Origin of the sequence: Desulforhopalus sp. IMCC35007, from assembly GCF_005116575.1 — a bacterium.
Taxonomy (GTDB): domain Bacteria; phylum Desulfobacterota; class Desulfobulbia; order Desulfobulbales; family Desulfocapsaceae; genus Desulforhopalus_A.
In genome coordinates this window covers 364,055-383,971 of record NZ_SWCN01000001.1, presented here as the reverse complement: position 1 = coordinate 383,971, position 19,917 = coordinate 364,055, and the positions used below count along the sequence as shown (strand labels likewise).

General features: G+C 46.2%; 12 protein-coding genes. 2 read left to right on the top strand and 10 right to left on the bottom strand.

Annotation, left to right across the window (positions count from 1 at the left end; all coding sequences use genetic code 11):
* Positions 1-9 precede the first annotated feature (9 nt).
* Together FCL48_RS01630 and mscL are read right to left on the bottom strand one after the other, a co-directional pair.
* Positions 10-2,520 carry a DUF3365 domain-containing protein gene (locus tag FCL48_RS01630; RefSeq protein WP_136870489.1) on the bottom strand — a complete coding sequence of 837 codons (2,511 nt, stop codon included), beginning with the start codon at positions 2,518-2,520 and terminating at the stop codon, positions 10-12.
* 393 nt (positions 2,521-2,913) lie between these two features.
* Positions 2,914-3,318 carry a large-conductance mechanosensitive channel protein MscL gene (mscL, locus tag FCL48_RS01625; protein ID WP_136870488.1) on the bottom strand — a complete coding sequence of 135 codons (405 nt, stop codon included), beginning with the start codon at positions 3,316-3,318 and terminating at the stop codon, positions 2,914-2,916.
* 586 nt (positions 3,319-3,904) lie between these two features.
* Here mscL and FCL48_RS01620 point away from each other — a divergent pair.
* Positions 3,905-6,583 carry a cache domain-containing protein gene (locus FCL48_RS01620; RefSeq protein WP_136870487.1) on the top strand — a complete coding sequence of 893 codons (2,679 nt, stop codon included), beginning with the start codon at positions 3,905-3,907 and terminating at the stop codon, positions 6,581-6,583.
* A gap of 12 nt (positions 6,584-6,595) precedes the next feature.
* Here FCL48_RS01620 and FCL48_RS01615 read toward each other — a convergent pair whose 3' ends face one another.
* From FCL48_RS01615 to FCL48_RS01585, 7 genes are all read right to left on the bottom strand, one after another.
* Entirely contained in the window at positions 6,596-7,774 is a 1,179-nt protein-coding gene (locus tag FCL48_RS01615) for a PLP-dependent aminotransferase family protein (RefSeq protein WP_136870486.1), read from the bottom strand.
* 367 nt (positions 7,775-8,141) lie between these two features.
* Positions 8,142-9,323 (bottom strand): iron-containing alcohol dehydrogenase, encoded by a 1,182-nt coding sequence (locus tag FCL48_RS01610; RefSeq protein WP_136870544.1) that lies wholly within the window; start codon positions 9,321-9,323, stop codon positions 8,142-8,144.
* Between the two features lie 430 nt (positions 9,324-9,753).
* Positions 9,754-11,088 carry a sigma-54 dependent transcriptional regulator gene (locus FCL48_RS01605; RefSeq protein WP_136870485.1) on the bottom strand — a complete coding sequence of 445 codons (1,335 nt, stop codon included), beginning with the start codon at positions 11,086-11,088 and terminating at the stop codon, positions 9,754-9,756.
* Positions 11,088-12,281, bottom strand: a complete 1,194-nt coding sequence (locus tag FCL48_RS01600) for a nitrogen regulation protein NR(II) (RefSeq protein ID WP_136870484.1) — start codon at positions 12,279-12,281, stop codon at positions 11,088-11,090. The genes FCL48_RS01605 and FCL48_RS01600 overlap by 1 nt, the downstream gene beginning before the upstream one ends.
* On the bottom strand, positions 12,281-13,429 hold the full coding sequence (locus FCL48_RS01595; protein WP_136870483.1) for an iron-containing alcohol dehydrogenase: 1,149 nt from the start codon (positions 13,427-13,429) through the stop codon (positions 12,281-12,283). The genes FCL48_RS01600 and FCL48_RS01595 overlap by 1 nt, the downstream gene beginning before the upstream one ends.
* A 273-nt stretch (positions 13,430-13,702) precedes the next feature.
* Complete coding sequence (locus tag FCL48_RS01590) at positions 13,703-14,683, bottom strand: AEC family transporter (RefSeq protein ID WP_136870482.1); 981 nt, start codon at positions 14,681-14,683, stop codon at positions 13,703-13,705.
* A 212-nt stretch (positions 14,684-14,895) separates the two neighbouring features.
* Complete coding sequence (locus FCL48_RS01585) at positions 14,896-15,468, bottom strand: hypothetical protein (protein ID WP_136870481.1); 573 nt, start codon at positions 15,466-15,468, stop codon at positions 14,896-14,898.
* A 349-nt stretch (positions 15,469-15,817) separates the two neighbouring features.
* Here FCL48_RS01585 and fdhF point away from each other — a divergent pair, with 349 nt between their 5' ends.
* Positions 15,818-18,520 carry a formate dehydrogenase subunit alpha gene (gene fdhF, locus FCL48_RS25340; RefSeq protein WP_136870480.1) on the top strand — a complete coding sequence of 901 codons (2,703 nt, stop codon included), beginning with the start codon at positions 15,818-15,820 and terminating at the stop codon, positions 18,518-18,520.
* A 75-nt stretch (positions 18,521-18,595) separates the two neighbouring features.
* On the opposite strand, the gene FCL48_RS01575 is transcribed toward fdhF, so the two are convergent.
* A complete protein-coding gene (locus FCL48_RS01575) occupies positions 18,596-19,801 on the bottom strand; it encodes a pyridoxal phosphate-dependent aminotransferase (RefSeq protein ID WP_136870479.1) in 1,206 nt (401 codons plus the stop codon).
* Between the last annotated feature and the right edge of the window lie 116 nt (positions 19,802-19,917).

Here is a 19,917-nt window from a genome sequence, read left to right as displayed (position 1 = left end):
TCTCCAGCCTTATTTCCTCAGACCATTCTTTACTGCCATGCCGATACGTTCAAGGCTGTATGGTTTTTTAACATATTCACCGGCACCAAGATGTTGTGCCTCCTTAAGACGATCACTCTCTGAAAAGCCACTGGCAATCAGAGTCTTTTGACCTGGACGAATCTGAACTATTCGCCTGTAAGTCTCCAGACCGTCGATGCCAGGATCCATAATCATATCGAGAATGACAAGTGAAACAGAATGGTTTTTCAGATATTCGACAGCTTCTTCTCCACCGGAAACACACGCAACCCTGTAGCCCAGCTTTCTCAGCATTGCCGAGCCGATCTGCCGCTGTGTTGCATCATCATCTACAATGAGAATCTGTTCATTATTGCCAAGATAATCATTCAGCTCGATCTTCAGTGCCTCTCTCTGTTCTTTGTCCCGGCTCACAGGAAAGAACAGTTCAAAGATCGTCCCTTTCTCGGGAGCACTCGTTATATTGATATACCCTGAATGGTCCTGTACCGTCCCCCAGACCACGGACATGCCGAGACCAGTCCCACTTCTTCCCATAATTTTTTTGGTATAAAACGGTTCAAAAATATGTTGCAGGTCTGCCTCAGCGATGCCAATGCCATTATCCCTGACACTTAAAACAATATAGTCTCCTGCGACAACCTCTTCATAGCCCTTAATCGGCCTGTCTACATATCTGTTTTCTGTGGTAATTTCAATTTTACCCCTTTCGTCAATTGCCTCCGCCGCATTGATCACCAGATTCATGATGGTTTTTCTTAAATGAACGGAAGAACCTGAAATGTTCAGCAACGCAGCGTCATAGCGCACCACGACCTCTATTTCTGGAAAATTGCGGTGGATATTTTCATGCTCCGGTGAATTAATATAGCTTTTGAGAACTGTATTAAGATTTAAGACTTCAGTACGGGTCACCCCTCTTCTTGCAAGAGTGAGAAGATCCTGCACAATGGCCTCGGCTTTTTGTCCCGATTCTTGAATAACGCCTATGGATTTATACAAAGGGCTGTCTTTGGGCAGCTCCATCAGAATAAGCTCAGGGTAACTCACAATCCCGGAAAGAACGTTATTGAGATCATGGGCCACACCTCCGGCCAGCAGGCCCAAAGCTTCCATTTTTTGGGAACGTATCAGTTTTTGTTCAAGGTATTTCTTTTCTTCTGCCGCTAATTTCTGTGAAGTAATGTCCAGAGCCGTGAAAGTGACTCCCTTTGCAAGATCGGTTTGCACGACAGGTGTAGAACTCAACAACACATCAATTAGACGGCCATCTTTGCAACTCCATACCGTTTCAACAGATCCTGTACCATGTTTTTTTATCTGTTCATACTTGGTTCTACCAACCCTTTGGTACTCCTCTTCATCCACATACAGCATCCTTGCACTTCTCCCAAGAAGCTCCTCGGGGCTATATCCAAGCATTGAACATAGTTTCTCATTGACCTGCATAAACACACGATCAGAAAGCATGCCGATACCGGTTGGAACCGCACGAAATATGGCATTCAGGGTTGCCTCCCTGTTTTCAAGAGACGCCTGAATACTCACCCGGTTGGCAACTTCATTTTTCAGCTCAATATTTTTTTCCTCAAGATCAGCAGTTCTTTGCGCCACCTGGTCTTCCAAAGAGACATACAGCCCACTGAGTTTTTTGGTAAGGGCGTTGTAGCCTGTGGCTATCTCAGCAATCTCATCATCACCTTTGATGTCGATATGTTGTATGGTGTGGTAGTCCGGGTGTCCTGCAGCATCCTGCAGGTTACTCACGATATGTTTCAGGCGATTTATAATGAGCCCTTTTACTATAAGAGCAATGGACAGCAGAAAACCAAGCAGCCCGACAATACCTACAGCCGTCGCTGAAAGGAACTGGTCCCTGAACATTTCTATAATACGCGCCATAGGGATTGCCACCGTGTCAAGCCCTGCTATCTTGTCTACCGGCATGTGAAACCCTGCAACAGAACCATACCGATCAATAAGTACAGCCGGGGCGTCAGCGGGGTCCCCATGGCAAAGCAGACAGGATTGCTGCATCCGCAGTGGGCTGACTATTGCAAGATAAGGCTTACCATCAAGGGTTATTTCTCCCTGCCATCGTTTCATGCCAGGATTGTCTGTAAATTTTCGGATAAGCTCTCGTTCTTCGGGCCCTGCCTTATTCTTGAGATTTCTCGGGTTTTCGGTGGAGAGTTTGATGACTAAATCAGGAAATTCATTCTGGATATCATCGAAAACAGACCACGCGACACATGACGTTGATATCGTTTTAGGAATGATCTGCTCAGACCCCTCATTCTGGAACATATCAGGCCTGATCTTCGTAGCCACATACTCCCGGACTGCAAGATCAAGCTCAAGGACCAGCGACGCCTGCTGTTGAACAAGTTCCTTCACCTTCAACTGGGTGTAGTTGTATATCTGGTGAAACAGAAAACCGGAAAAAAATATTGCAGCAGCCCCAATAGTAACAACCAGTTTGGTCGTGAGTTTTGCCATACCCTGCCTCTAACAGAAATTTCTAAATATCAAATCCTGCATTTGCAATCCGCCTGGTCTGTCCTCTTTTGGAAGAGGGCAGACATCTACAACGGAATAATAGCGATGATGTGCATCTTCGTTTTTTGCAACATCGCTATCTTCTTGTACAATTAAAAAAAGACAGGGACTCTGTAGCCCTACATTGGTTTGGTAAGAATTGAAGCCATGCATTGAGAGAATGTTATCAAATAAAATGAAACGATACAAATGGCATATAATATATTCTACCAGCCACAGAAGGTGAAAAAAGTAAAATGATAAATTCTCTGGTGAGATTATTTTGATTGCTTACCAGCTCTCAGAAAAGATGTACGTTTTCGAGGCTGGAAAGCAAAACATCCTATAAACTGACTATTTTCGTTCTTTTAACAAATCACGGATTTCAGTCAGGAGCATCTCCTCAGCCGAAGGCTCCGGTGGCGCCTCGGGCACTTCTTCTTCCTGACGTTTAAGCTTATTGATTGCCTTGATAACAATGAAGATAGTGAAAGCAATGATTGTAAAGTCGATAACAGTCTGAATGAACTTTCCGTAATTAATCAGTACTGCGGGCACCTCTGCTGTGGCTGCCTTTACTGTGAAGGCAAGGTTGGTGAAATCCACCCCGCCCAGGAGTACACCAATCGGCGGCATAATAACATCGGCCACTGCAGATGAGACAATTTTACCAAAGGCTGCTCCTATTATCAGACCAACCGCCATATCAACAACATTTCCTTTTACCGCAAATTCTTTAAATTCTTTCAGCAAGCTCATCCGTTTACCCTCCCCAAATAATATTTACACCATATTATTACATTACGCCTGCGGTTCTCCTCCATTAATACAGAACCATTCCGTTAGGATAATAACTTTCAGCACCACCGACAACAAAGATTCGGTAAATATATAACGTCTCAATATTCTCTTTTCATTGTAGCGCCCAGTAACGCATATATAAGTCTGCAGTTACCCTGAAACCGAACACAGACGATACATCGCATAGTTAGATGCTGATTTTTAATCGCCTAAGATTTGCTTAAATAGTTTTTTATAGATAAAATTTTACAGACAAATGGTATCTATACCCAGGGGATGCAGGCCGTCTGCTCCAGAAAAAAGCACCTTGGACAATTACAACTTTCACCCAAGAGTTGGACGATGGTTGAAACCTACCAGCAGGAGCACGCCGAGTAACGGAATCTGGACTTATCTTAGAAGATATTTTCACACAACCATCTCCCCAAACCATACTAATTGGCCAAAAATTCAACAATCTCCTTATTACAGCAACGTTAAGGGAGGCAAACCAGTCTCGTGCACAGCGACTTAAGCACATAAAAATGTTGTACCTAAAAGAAAAATGTTCATTAAAATTCTCTCTCTACGCGCCAAACTGCTCCTGCTTGTGATGCCAATCATTTTGGCCGGGCTGATCTTGATCACTGCTGGTGCCTATTGGTTTCTTAAGAGTGTCATCGAGGAAGAACTCACTTCCAGCATGATGGCTTCGGTCAGCAAAAGCGCTGAGAGTATCAACCGATGGATATCAACGCTTATGCTGGAGCCGGAAACCATAGCCTCAACCCCGGCAGCCAAAAAAATAAACAAGAATTTTGCAATTCTCGACTACCAGAACCTTCAGCGCCATAAAGCCCTGCATAAAAAATTTCCAGATATATTCAAAGACATCTACGCGGCAAACAGCGAGGGAGAGTACCACACAGTCGTCCCGAAAAAAAATGGCTACGGAATATTTAAAGGGAACATTTTCAATCGAAACTATTTTCAATCGATAATGAATGGCGGCCCAACCCAGATTACGCCCCCCCTCATTTCCAGGACAACCGGTGTACCCACAATGTTCATCGTGTCCCCAATCCACGATGAAAACGGCAATCCCCAAGGGCTTATTGGTGCCGGTATCTCCCTGGAATACATCCAGAAGATTACCAAGGAGCTACAAGCGGGCAAGACCGGATACGGTTTTATTATCGCCAGTGATGGGACCTATATTTACCATCCTGATTCCAGTCTGGTTATGAAATCAAAAATCACAGAGGCCGAAGACCAGCAGATCAAAACCCTGGGAATTCGGATGATTTCCGGTACCCCCGGGACATATACATACAATGAAAAGGGACGGAATCTGGTTGTTCTCTACAGTCCCATACCAATTGCAGGCTGGTCAGTCGCAACCGTTCTCCCCGAAGTGGAGATGCTCGCTCCGGCAATCAGGATGGTGAAGTTCCTTCTGGCAATAACGGTATTTTTCTCCATCCTCGTTGGTCTTGCAATCATGGTTGCAATGGGCAGGCTCACCCGGCCGCTAAACAAACTATCCCAACACGCCCAGGAAATATCCGCAGGTAACCTTGAACTTGCGGCTCTAAAGGTACAAAGCCGGGATGAAATTGGTCAGTTGTCACAAGCATTTAACAGTATGACAGCAAGCCTCAAAACATCAATTTCCGAACTGGCGGCAAGCGAAAATAACTACAAGAGTATTTTTAGAAACTCACTCCTTGGTATTGTGCAGGTCAGCATGGAAGGCAAGATATTAAACGCCAACCCTGCCTTCATCCAGATGCTTGGGTATGATTCCCTTGAAAATCTTATCGAGAACACTGAGGACGTTAAGACAGACATCTATGCAGACCCTGAAGACCGTCTCAGAATTATTCAACAGCTCTTTGAAAAAGACAAACTGCAAGGCATTGAAGTTGAACTCAAAAATCGCAGGGGCAAGACCTTCTGGGTCTCCATAGACATTCGTCTCATCCGGGACAGCGAGGGCACTCCGCTACGGATCGAATCTTTAGTTAGTGATATTAACCACCGTATCGAGTCGGAACAGGAGCGCACACGACTTCAGAACCAACTGGTACAGGCGCAAAAACTTGAGGCCGTTGGAAAACTGGCCGGAGGAGTCGCCCACGATTTCAACAACATCCTCTCTGTGATCATAGGCAAATCTGAAATTGCTCTGTTAAAAATGGCCCCGTCAGATCCATTTTATGATTTTTTCGTCGATATAAAAAAAGCGGCAGGACACTCAGCAAATCTCACCCGCCAATTGCTTGCCTTTGCCAGAAAACAGGCCATTGCGCCCCAGGTCGTCGACATCAACATGACCCTGGAAGAAACCCTTAGCATGTTGCGCCGCATTATCAGTGAAGGCATTGAGCTGACCCAGATCCCCAAGCCCGACCTGTGGAAGGTCAAAATTGATCCGGACCAGCTGGTTCAGATTCTCACAAACCTCTGTGTCAACGCCCGTGATGCAATAGACGGAATTGGTAAAATAATTATTAGAACCGACAACTGTACACTGGATGAGGCGTATTACACCAATATGACCGACTACCTGCCGGGGGACTATGTCTGTTTGTCCGTGAGCGATGATGGTTGCGGCATGGATAAAGAAACACAACAGCAAATCTTTGAACCGTTTTTTACCACCAAAGCCAGACATAAAGGTACAGGCCTCGGCCTTGCCACGGTGTACGGAATTGTTAAACAGAATAATGGTTTTATCAATATTTACAGTGAGGTGAATCAAGGAGCTACCTTTAAAATCTACCTGCCAAGGTATCAGGGCAATGATGCGCATAGCCCTGTTAGCGAAACGAACCCTCATATACTTCACGGCACCGAATCCATTCTCCTGGTGGAAGACGAACCCGAACTTCTCAAAGTGAGCAAACAGATGCTTAAGGAATTGGGTTACACAGTATTTCCGGCGAACAGCCCCGAGGAGGCGATCGAATACGTCAGACAATACGGTGATACAATTGATCTTGTCATCACCGATGTGATCATGCCAAAAATGAACGGCCGAGACCTGGCCCAGCATATTTTCGAGCTGCATCCACAGATAGGCTGCCTTTTTATGTCCGGATATACTGCAGATATCATAGCCCACCAGGGGATTCTAAATGAAGGCCTCCATTTTCTGCAAAAACCTTTTTCCCTCAAGGCTCTTGCAGATGCAGTGAGAAAGAGCCTTGAGCCGGATCACAACCGGAAAACCATGCTCTAAAACATTGTTTTTTTACAGAAAACGGGCAATGGCCGCAGACATTCTTGTAACCCCTTCCTCAATTGCCACCGGATCCACACAGGAAAAATTAAGCCTGAACGTGTTTTTGCTGCCCTTTTCAGTGTAAAAAGGATCCCCCGGAACAAAGACCACCCGCTCTTTGACCGCCTCATGAAAAAGCGTCATGGAGCACCTCCCCTCCGGAAGTTTTCCCCAGAGGAACATGCCGCCTTCTGGAGATGTTATCTCTATTTCTTTTGGGAATAATCGGTCGATTGCAACAGTCATTGCCCGGCATTGACGACCGTAAACGTCCGTGATTCTGGAAATATGCTGATCGAGGTTGTTGGATTGTAAAAATTCTAGAATTATCTTCTGAGTAAAACTTGAGGTGTGCAGGTCTGCCGCCTGTTTCGCCACGATCATTTTTTCTATGATCCAGGTCGGGGCAGCGAGCCAGCCCAGACGAAACCCCGGTGCGACAATCTTTGAAAAAGAGCCAAGAAGAACAGTTTGCTCCGGCAGAAATGCAGAAAAAGACTGGGCGTGAACCCCTGAAAAACGCAGTTCCCCGTAAGGGTCATCTTCAATGAGGATGAACTTGTTTTTTCTTGCAACTGCTGCAATTGCCTCACGATTTTCATCGGTATAGGTGATCCCCGAAGGATTCTGGAAGGTGGGAACCGTATAGAGCATTTTCGTCTGGCCGTCTGTACTGTTCCGGTCCAGAACGTCAACATCCATACCGGTAGCAGCCACTGGAACAGGACGAAAAACCGGTTGGTAAAGAGATAGAGATTGAATCGCACCCAGATAACCAGGCTCTTCAATCAGTACAGAATCTCCACTGTTTAAAAATACCTTGGCAAGAAGGTCAATACCCTGCTGCGAACCATTGGTAATGATAATGTTTTCCGCAGGGATATTGAGTCCTTTCTTCATTTTGTATCGTTGAGAAATAAACTCCCGAAGTTCCAGTTCACCCTCTGAATTGCTGTACTGCAGCACACTTGGCCCATACTTACGAAACACCTCTGTTGTCGCGGCCTCAATTTCACGGACCGGGAAAAAAGCAGGGTTAGGCAATCCACCGGCAAACGAGATCACTTCGGGATTGAGTGAGGCTTTTAATATCTCCCGTATAAAAGACCTGGGTACCCCCTGGATACGCCTGGCAAATAACTCTTCCATTGTCTGACCCTCTGCAAAATCATTGAAGCGGTGCGGCAAGAACTGCAATCAACAGTAACATGCCCAATAAGGAAGATTACTCTACCACCATCTTTTACAGAGGTAAATTTATAGTTTCTTCTCCATCAATAAAGCGACACGTCGGTGCCAGGGGACAAAAACATTCGGCTGTTATTTGAAGTAAAACGGGCCACGCCCAGCAAATCACTTTTCATGTGACGAGGGATTCAGAACCCCGCAACTGGAAATAAAGACAGGTGAGAAATTGTCGGAAAAAAAGAAGAGAACAAAAAAAGGGGGTTCAGACCACCTGAACCCCCGAACAACGCAACGAATCAACACACGTTAAAGCTATACAACAGATGCATTAAAGAGCAGCAGTATAAATCTCTTTTACCTGAGCATCACTTACTGCACGAGGATTAGTCATACCACAAGCATCTTTTTGTGCATTTACAGTCATAGTGTCGATGTCTTTCGCATCAACTTTCTTACCATACTTCTCACCAAGAGCAACGAGTCCTGAAGGAATGCCAACATCTGTAGAAAGCTGCTTAATAGCTGTAATAGCAAGTTCAGCTGCTTCTCTTGGAGACAAACCTTCTGTATTCTCACCCATGAGTTGAGCAATCTTAACAAAACGATCAACCTTCGCAATCAGGTTAAACTGGCAAACATGAGGCAGTAAAATAGCATTACATTCGCCATGTGGCAGGTCATAAAAACCACCAAGCTGATGCGCCATTGCATGGACATGACCAAGACTTGCATTATTAAATGCCATACCGGCAAGGTACTGAGCAAAACACATACCTTCACGGGCAGCGATGTCTTGTCCATTTGCTACTGCAGGACGCAGATGCTTGGCAATGAGTTCAATCGCTTTTTCAGCAGCTGAATCGGTCATTGGAGTTGCGATGGTAGATACATATGCCTCTACAGCATGGGTCAGGGCGTCCATACCGGTCGCTGCGGTAAGTGCAGGTGGCATTCCCAGCATGAGGAGTGGATCATCAAGAGCTATACCAGGGGTACAACGCCAGTCAACGATGGCCATCTTCACTTTTCTTGCGGTATCAGTGATAATACAGAAACGTGTCATTTCTGAGGCAGTACCAGCAGTTGTGTTTACTGCAACGTATGGAGGCATTGGATTGGTGGACTGATCAACACCTTCATAGTCTTGAATTTTACCACCATTTGCAACAACAAGCCCAACACCTTTACCACAGTCATGAGAGCTACCACCACCAAGAGTAATAAGACTGTCACAAGAATTTTTCTTATATGCCTCAACACCATGAGCCACATTAATGTCTGTTGGGTTAGGAATGGTCTCATCATACACAACATATTTCATTCCAGCACCATCGAGCAGATCAGTAATCTCTTTGGTGATTCCAGCTCCGGTGATACCTTTATCTGTAACGATCAAAGGCTTGGTTCCACCCAGGGCTTTTATTTTTTCAGGGATTTGTTTTGCAGCACCAATACCAATCAGAGTAACACTAGGAATGAAATACCCGTAGACTTCTTCTCGAATCGCCATAATAATACCTTCCTTCGTTGAATTAGGGTTTAGTAGTACATCTTCGTCAATCAAACCATCTTCGGTGTAGTTATTTGTCTAACACGTATCTACTAAAGCAATTGTTATGCCATCTTATTTAAACACGAATTTACAGCTACTTACCCCAACAGATCATTACCGACTCGGTCATAATGTCCCACTACTTGGCGCACAGGTCCCATCATTTACTCGCACAGTCCCTGGCACTTGGGTCGGCTAACCGTTATGAAACAGGTGTTTCAGAGCAGATGGGTCAAAATGAAACACATCAGATCTCTAATGAGACAAAATGTCCCTCGACATAACATTCTGTTCTGGCCAAAGCGCTTTGTATTTCACTGCGTTGTAAAAAGACTGGCTGCCGGGAGAGAGTGGCAGCCGAAAGGGAGGAAGAAAAACGTCCGGCGGATTAAAGACTATACTGGGCCAGCTTTCGATACAGGGTTTTCCTGCTGATACCAAGAATCTCGGCTGTTTTCTGCCTGTTGCCATCAAAAAACTGAAGCATCTTGAGAATATGCTTTTTCTCGACCAGTTCCAGGGAGAGGGCTGCGTGGGACTCTTCCGCTGCGGACACAAGTTCACGCGGCAAACAGCGTTCCGTAATAATGTTGTTTTCAGCAAGGATGATGGAACGCTCAATAACATTACGTAATTCCCTGATATTTCCAGGCCAGGTATAGCGTAAAATACAATTCATCGCCCGGTCAACTATCTTATAGGTGCTGTTATCCGGGCTCAGACGCATGAGGAAATAGTCAACCAGCAGGGGCAAATCTTCCTTACGGTCTTTTAAGGGAGGAATTTCAATATTAAATGCATTGATCCTGTGAAAAAACGCTTCGTTAAAACGACCAGCCTCCACCTCTTCGGCAAGGTTTCTATTGGTTGCAAAGAGCAATCTCACCTTTGCTTTTCTCTCCTGTTTTTCACCAACACGTCTGTAACTCTGAGATTCCAGAACTCTCAAAAGAGATGCCTGCACTTCCAGGGAAAGCTCACCGATCTCATCAAGAAACAAGGTACTCTCATGGGCATATGACATAAGTCCTTCCCGGGAATCCGTCGCACCGGTAAACGAGCCCTTCGCATGACCAAACAGCTCACTTCTGGCAAGTTCTTTTTGCAGAGATGCACAGTTCTTAATGATAAGCTCGCGCCCGGAACAGGAGGACCGCTGATGAATCATTCTTGCGACAACATCCTTGCCCGCTCCCGAATCTCCGGTAATAAGTACCGGAATGGTTGCAGGAGCAACCTTGTTGATGAGAAATTTTATGCCCTGAATGGCTTCAGATTTGCCGATAAACTGGACCTGCTGCTTGTTATTGTCCCGCTTATGCCGCAGAATCGAGTTTTCCCTGGCCATTAACACCCTCTGATGGGCTTTCTCAATCACCAGTTCCAACCTTTCCAGGTTAAAAGGTTTCTGGATAAAATCGTAGGCCCCGTATTTCATGGCTTCAACCGCACTATCGACATCACCGTGGCCGGTAATCATAATCACTTCAACGTAGGCCACAGATTCTTTTACTTCTATCAGCAGTTCCAGGTTCTCCACATCCGGAAGACGCAGATCCATAATTATAACATCGACCCAATGACTCTTGAGAATTGACAGTGCTGTTTTTCCATCGGCTGCAGTAAGGACTTCTCTCTCAGCGGTTACCAGCTCTTTTTCCAGTATCCGCCTGATAGATTGCTCATCATCGATAACAAGGATCGTACACTTTTCACCTTCCATTATAGCCCTATCCCAGGAATACATACTTTAAATACAGATCCCTGCCCTTCCTGACTTGTCACGTTGATCTCACCACCGTGTTTATTAACAATAGCGTAGCAGGTGGACAGACCAATTCCGACCCCCTGACCTACCCTTTTCGTTGTGAAAAAAGGTTCAAACAACTTATCCAGGTGATCTGCGGGAATCCCGCAACCGTTATCTTCTACAATCAGTTCGACCCCCTCACCTGCCGTTTTTCTTGTGCTGACGGCAATGACGCCACCTTCTTTCGTAGCATCAAAGGCGTTACTGAAAAGATTGATAATCACCTGTTTGAGCTGTGATTCGTCCCCCATAATCATAGGAAGTCTGGCAGAAAACTCCGTTTTTAACGTAACTCCACGCTGCTCTTTGAAGTGATGTTTTAAGATGAAAAGAGTATCACTGACACACTTGTTTATGTCAACAGGACCAAGGGGAGAGGCCATCGGACGACTAAAGGTGAGGAGGGTCTGGACAATATCCCTGCAACGGTAACACTCTTTTATAATTGTTTCGGTATACTCAGAAAAATCCTCAAAGAGATCAGGCTCCACCTTATCTTTAATTTTTTTGATCCGCCGCTGCAAGCCTTCGGCAAAACCACTGATCGCCGCAAGGGGGTTATTAATTTCATGGGCAACACCGGCAGCAAGTGCCCCCACCGTTGCCATTTTTTCGGCCTGATTAAACTGCGCCTGCAGCTCTTTGTCCCGCGTGACATCCCTTTTAAAAAGCAGGACATTGCGCTCTCCGGTGGCTCCTGTCTTTAAAGGTGAAGCAATGATATCGAAATGACGATACTGACCGTTAACTTTATAAATACAGTAATCTTTAACGATTTCATTCAGATCAAGAGAACGAAGCGCCGGACAATCGGTACATCTGGAATTCTGGCCACGAAAAACCTGATAACAGTACCTTCCTATGGGATCTATGCCTGGAAACCAATCGGTAAAGACGTGATTGACCCGTTGAATTTTCAGGTCATCGGAGAGAACCAGCATCAGGTCAGTAATCCCATCCAGTACCGCCTGGATTTCCTGACGCTTTTTCTCCAGTTCATCGTGGGAGGTTTTAAGCTGCTCAACTTTCTGCTGGAGTTCCTGATAAAAACCGACCTTGCAGTGTTCAATGCCGATTAAATCTTCAAGTGAAGCTATAGATTTCATTACCAGGCCTCTTCACAAACTGCCATAAGCTCTCGCCAGGATGCGGGCCTGGGGTTGGTGAGATTACAGGCGTCGTTTACCGCCATTCGACAGATGGGTTCCAGAAAATGTTTGTCATCTTCCCCAATCTCATCACGCAGCCTGAGAGGCACATCGAGTTGAGCAAAAAATTCATCAAGCTTTTCGATACCCTCCACAGCATTATCCCGGACAGAGCCTAAATCTTTGTTGAGAATAACCCGGCCGATATTACCAAATTTTTCTTCCGCCCAATCAAGATTATAGCGCATAACAGCGGTGAGCAGAATTGGATGAATAACTCCATGACGCATGTCAAAATGCCCGCCCAGGGAATGGGCAAGGGCGTGTTCCGCGCCAAGGCTTGCATTGCTAAAGGCCATCGAGGCCGAAACCGAGGCCATGCTCAGCTGTTCAAGAGAGTCCAGCGACCTTGTCTGAACCGCATGGGGAAGATTTCGAATAATAAGATCTATGGCTTTCAGTGAATGCATCTCCGTAAGAGAGGAGGCAATCGTTGAGGTATAGGATTCAATGGCATGGGCCAGGGCATCGACCGCCGACTGGATGATCTGGGTTTCACTCTTGGTTCTGAGTATCAGAGGATCGACAATGGAGATATTCGGCACCAGAGTCCGGGTGATAATGGACATCTTAACAGCACGCTCCACATCCGTGATAATGCAGAACTGTGAAATGTCAGACCCGGAGCCTGCGGTGGTGGTAATAAGTACCATAGGCGGCAATGGCCGATGTACCCGGTTTGCCCCCTCGTAATCCCTGATTTTACCGCCATTACTGGCGATGATGGCAATCCCCTTTGCCGTATCAAGAGCGCTCCCGCCTCCAATTGCAATGATAACATCAGCATTATTTTTTGTGTAAAACTCCGCACCCTGCTCAACCTGAAAGTCCCTGGGGTTGGAGGTTACTCCGGGATAGTAGATCCACTCAATGCCTTCTCGTTTTAGAATATCCATCAGGCGCTGGACCCATCCCGCCTCTTCAATGCCAGAATCACTGACCAGAAAGACCTTTTTAGCACCTAATCTGAGAGCACACTGTCCCGCATGGTTCAGACTCCCCCGTCCAAAAATAATTTCAGGAATCGCAAATTTCGTTACATCCATTTTTTTCCACCATTAAAGAACCAATTGTCCAGATTTTCATAAGGAAACTTCTCTCATAAACCGCATTGAAGACAGTAACGCTACACCCTGTATAGCAAATCGCGTTCCACCAGTATTTATCTATTAGTATCAAAATGTTAACAGAAAACCCCTCGTGCCTCAACGGGTCATTATGACACAGTCATGCTACTCCTCTTGTCCTCGACAATCAACAAAAGAAATGACAACCGACCAAAAAGAATAAAAAGCTCAAACGATATTGCCTGGCTCTCTTTAGAAGACAGACTGGAGAAGAAAATAAAGCCATGGCATGACGATGACCAGACTACCGGTGGAAATCAACCAGCAACTATTGGCCATATCCAGATCAAGATCATAAATTGAAGAGGCAACGAGTGCATTAAAAGCCACCGGCATTGAACTTAAAATAAGAACAACCTTAAAGGGAAGACCATCTGCAACCAGATGCAGATCAAGGAGATAGGCAAGAGAACAGGCTATAAGCGGAACCACAAGAAACTTAATGAGGCAGATACCACCAGATACGACCAGGTATTTCCTCAACCGTGAAAAACGCATGCCCATACCGATAGAAACGATAAGAACAAAGGTTCCTACTGGTATAAAGATTGCTGTTATCATTTCAAACCCATGGGGTCTCGGAACCTGGAACAGATTAAGCGCAAGTCCTGTCGAAAAGGCGCTGAGGGCCGTAAAGACAAAAGGATCTTTTACAACACCAAGGATTCGTGCCCCCACCGAGCGTTGTCCACTTACCCCACCACTGTAAAATCTTGCAATGGGAAAGCCGACCGTATAGTAGACAATCTCTTCAAACATTTTATACAGTGCAACCAGGGCAAATCCGGCCTCCCCAAGAAACATAAAACAGACAAGGCCACCAATGGCACCGATGTTGGTGAAGGAACCGCAACAGAAAAGGACCCCGGTCTGCTTAAAGGTCTGTTTTGTAAGGCGAGCAAGAACAAGCCCCAGAAGACCACCAGAAGTCAGCGCACATACTCCAACCACAGGAAGATAAGCGACCCGCATATCTCCAAATGGAACCACCCAGACTGCTCCTAGAAAAGATATGGGCATAAAAAACAACAAACCAATCTTCTGGAGCGTTTTACGAAGAACAGCAGCAGACACAGGCAAGGTAACAACCCCGCGCCTCTCAACAATCTGAAGCAGGTAGCCAACAGCCAGGCCGATTGAGATAAGAGCTAAAGAAAAAAACAACCTCTCCATAAAATTTTAACCTTTTGTTTGCCACATCCACTTCAGACAACCGGATGATCACAATTCGACTGTTATCTGCGTGCAGTTTTTTTACAAGAACATGCAGGATAAAAAAAGCTGGCCGTCCTGCCCTGATACCCAGGTTGGTAATAGGACTGATGAGAGACTCAATGCAACCGAAAAAAAATGGCATAACTCAGCAACATCGAGCTTTTTTTCTCTTACTCGTTTTTGGAAAAGAGTTTAAACAGGGAAAAACCATCGGGGGAGCTATTATGACTCACTTTCCATTCAGCAAGTGCACCTTGAAAGTCACCTTCTGCTGCAATGCGCTGCCAAAACTGGCTAAAGTCATTTTCTGCATTTTCCAGAGCAAAGTCCATTTTCAGGGGCTTATCTTTTAAGAACAGTTCTATGTTACTGTTGACTGTTTTGCAGTAATCCAGGCAAAGTTCTTTTGCAACTGACTTGGGGTGGCGCCCCATCATCATACCCTTAGCGTAACCCCGGATTATGCCGGAACCGAATCGTTTTTTATAGCTGTTGGCAACACGCTCCATATCTCTTGTCAAATGCACATAAAAGGCATCCTGCCCGTAAACCTTATCAAGCCGTCCAAGAAACCAGCTCAACCGGTTATCGATTTCAATATGATTTGCGGGATATTCAAAATGACCGTCTCCAAGGATTCTCGCCCTCGATTCGTGAGCAGAACTGTAATTTGAGATATGGCAACAGGCCTTGTCAAAAGTGACACTTCCACATCGGCCGGTGGAAAGAACAAAAACATTCATATTATTTATTTCGGGTGATTATTTACAAGGTGGATGAACCGTTTTAAAACTCAAGAGACATCCCTTGGCAGAATCCTGCAAAATATTCCATCTGCCGCCAAGAGTCCAGTGTAAATATCCCCAGCTTCATGCACCATGCAGAACTGCTGTCCAAAAGGAAACCTCCCAGCTTATCTCACGTGAGGAGATGTCTAATATCGCTCATTAATTTAATATGCAACAATTGCACATTAGAATATTTCGTGGTAGATATGTTGACCATAAATATATTTCCCGTCGGTGGCTCGAATATCTCTGTTCACCGAACTCTGATTCTTGTGGTTTCAACTTTTATCTGGAGATCTTGAGTATGGATCAAAAACTGAATATGAAGATAAATGGACGGGAGGTCCATTTTCTTCGAGGTCAAACAGTCCTTGAGGTGTGTCGAGAACATGAGATATACGTGCCGACAATGTGCCACGATGAGCGATTGCAACCCTATGGTGCCTGTCGGCTCTGTATCGTGGAAGTGGCAGGTGTACCAAAACCGCTCACATCCTGTACAACACCTGCAACCGAAAACATGGTTGTCACCACCGAGAGCCCCCGTCTTACTCGCCTGCGTAAAACAATAATCGAGCTTCTCCTCTCCAATCACCCAAATGACTGTATGTGCTGTGAGGCTTCTGGTAATTGTGATCTACAAGAAATGGCCTATCTCTATGGTGCATCTCTTGACAGATTCCCCGGAGAAAAATGGGCCCTGCCCATCAAAGAAGATAATCCATTTATCACCTTTGAACCCAACAAATGCATAGTCTGTGGACGTTGTACCAGGATCTGTAACGAAGTTGTCATGGCAGGAACAATTGACATGACCAGCAGAGGTTTTACAGCGATGCCAGACACGGCTTTTTCCAAGCCGAGATCTTTGCAGAACTGTGAATTTTGTGGACAGTGTGTCTCTGCATGTCCAACAGGCGCTCTCACGAACAGAAAAAGTCGTGGGCTGGGAAGGTCAGCTGAAGTCGAAAAAGTCAAAACAACCTGCGCCTATTGCGGCACCGGATGCAACTTCTTTTTAATGGTCAAAGACGGCAAGGTAATCGGAGTCGAATCGGATTATAACGCCCCGGTCAACCAGGGAAACCTTTGCATCAAAGGACGTTACGGCTATGACTTCATCCACAGTAAGGACAGGATAACCACCCCCTTAATAAAAGAAGGTGATGGGTTTAGAGAGGCTTCCTGGGATGAGGCCCTGGAACTTGTTGCCAGTCAATTCAAGCAGATCATCAAGGAACATGGTCCAGATACTGTTGGTGGTTTTTCCTCCTCAAGATGCACCAACGAAGAAAACTATATCCTGGCGAAATGGATACGAACCGCGGTGGGGACGAACAACGTCGACAACTGTGCCCGGGTCTGACACGCTCCAACCGTGGCCGGTCTGTCCACAAGCTTAGGTGCTGGCGCTGCAACAAACTCTCTCACACAGATGCCAGAAATTGATACTATTTTTCTTTTCGGTTCCAATCCAACCGAAGCGCATCCTATCGTCTCGCTGCATTTGAAAAAAGCGCTTCGAAACGGAGCCAAGCTCATCGTAACCGATCCTCGTAAGACCTGGATGGCGGAGCGCGCTGATGTCTGGATGAATCTCAAACCAGGCAGCAACATTGCGCTGCTCAACGGCCTTATCAAGGTTATTTTAGATAACGGCTGGGAGAACAAGGAATTTATTGCCGCCCGTACCGAAAACCTCGATGAACTTCGGGAAAAAGTGCAGGAATATGACTTTGACCGCGTTGAACAGCTCACCGGGGTATCCCGAGATAAGATAATTGAAGCCGCCAGAATGTATTCCCAGGCAGACAAAGCAATGATCGTCTATGGCCTGGGAGTCACCGAACACAGAACAGGTACTGAAAATGCCATGGCCATCGCCAACCTGGCGCTCGTATGCGGCCAGATTGGACGTCCGTCCACAGGGATAATGGCACTTCGGGGTCAAAATAACGTCCAGGGAGCCACGGATCTCGGTCCGCTCCCTGCCACGCTTCCCGGATATCAGTCGGTAATGGATGAAAAAGTCCGGAAAAAATTCGGCGATGCCTGGAATGTGACAATCAAGAAGGAACCTGGTCTCAAATCCGTTGAAATGCTTGATGAATGCGTCAAGGGAACGTTTAAAGGGATTTTCATTCTCGGCGAAGATCCTGCCCAGACGGACCCCGATCTCTATCACGTGAGAAAGGCTCTTGAATCCGTTGATTTCCTCGTTGTTCAGGAACTCTTTCACACCGAGACCACCCGTTTTGCAGACGTCATTTTGCCTGGCGCGAGCTTTGCCGAAAAAGATGGCACCTTTACCAACGGGGAAAGACGGATCCAGCGTGTACGCAAGGCCATTGAACCTCTTGCCGGAATGGCCGAATGGGAGGTCCTCTGTAAGATCTCGACCCTCATGGGTTACCCCATGGACTATAAAAATCCGGCGGCCATTATGGACGAGATAGCCTCTTTGGTACCGATTTATGGTGGTATCAGCTATGAGCGACTCGAAAAAGGTGGCATCCAGTGGCCCTGCCCCGATAAAAACCATCCCGGCACGACCACGCTCTTCACCGACCTGTTTGCCAAAAGCAGCGGGCTTGCATCCTTTATGGCATTAGATCATATCGGTTCAGGCGAAGTGGCCGATGAAAGCTATCCTCTGGTCCTTATCACCGGGCGAATCAGGGAACACTACAACAATGGCTCCATGACACGCAGATCAAAAGGAATTGATGTGATCGTCCCCGCTGAACGGGTTGAAATATCCCCAGAAGATGCGGAACTGCTGGGTATCAAGGATCGGAACTGGGTGAAGGTTTCATCACGGCGAGGCGAGGTCAAGGTGCGGGCAAAAGTTACAAACCGCTCCCAGAAAGGCAATGTTTTTATGACCTTTCATCACCAAAGCGCTCTTACCAATGATTTAACCTCAGAACACCGCTGCCCTATTGCAGGAACTCCGGAGTATAAATCCTGTGCTGTTCGTGTAGAAAAATTTACAGAAGCAGCCTAAAGTCAGCACAACACAAAAAGACCTGTCCTCCTTGTGACTTTTACAAAACAAGGGGGACAGGTCTTTTTTTACACCTTATTTTTCTAAAAAAACTTTCAGCTTTCCAAGACCCGCTTCTATATCTCGGGCGTCAATCCCTGAATAGGCAAAACGGAGATACTTCCGCTCTTCTCCTGGATGGGCCGTGCCAAAATGTGTCCGGGCACAAATAGAGACCCCGGTATTGGCAAGAACTGCGTCTAAAAATGGCTGATAATCACTGTATCCTGCCTTTGCCATAGCCTCTGTCACATCCGGATAGAGATAAAATGTTGCACCGGGGCTGTAGCATTTTACCCCTTCTATATCGTTGAGCAGCTCAACGGTCAGATCACGTCTTTTCCGAAGCGTGCTCAGAATTTCCCTGGCCCCGGCCTGGTCCCCCTGAAGCGCCTCACAGGCGGCATACTGATTGCTATGGCTGGTGCAGGACTCATCGTTGACGTTGAGCTTTGCGATGACATCAATGATTTCCTTTGGCCCAAGTGCCGCCCCTACTCTCCAGCCGGTCATGGCATATTTTTTTGAAAAGGTATGGAGAATCACACTGCGTTCGACCATCCCTTTTTCCTGAATAAGAGAGACTGATTCCCCCTCATACCGTACATCAAAATATGCCTCGTCGAGCAATACCTGCAGGTTGTGTCTAACTGCAATCTCTGCAATTTTTCTGCGATCTTCGGCGCTGCATTCCGCGCTCGTTGGATTATGCAGATCGTTGACAATGAGGAGCCTGGTTCGATCCGTAATGGCTGCCTCCATTGCATCAAGGTCAAAGGAAAAGTTCTTCTCGCCTGGGAGAATCGGATATGGGACAGCGACCCCACCATGAAATCGAATCTGGGATTCATAAATTGGAAAACCCGGATTGGGGTATAAGACCTCATCGCCAGGGTTCATAAGAGCAAGCAGAAATTTAGAAATTACCGGTTTGCCTCCCGGCTGAACTGCGACATTATCGAGCGAGTAGCTGGTTTTTCTTGTGGTGTTAAATTCTGTAGCAAGTGCTTCACGCAACTGTGGAATTCCGGCATTGGGGGTATAGCCATTTTTCCCTTCCCGCATCGCCAAATATGCAGCTTCGATAATATTGCCAGGTGTTGGCAGATTCATATCCCCTAAATGGAAGGGGTAGACCCTGTTTCCTCGTGCGGCGTGGGCTGCGGCCTTTGCAGCGACAAGAAAGGCAGTTTCCACCCCTAATTTTCCCACTCTGTCTGCCAAATGTACTGTGTTCGTCATGTGTTTCCCTCAACAAATAGTCATTTCTCGCATCTGTCCGTGCCTCTGTAATCAAATAAGCGGACAGGTTTATCGTAACGCATCAGAAAACAGAGTTACACTTTTACAAAAGATGA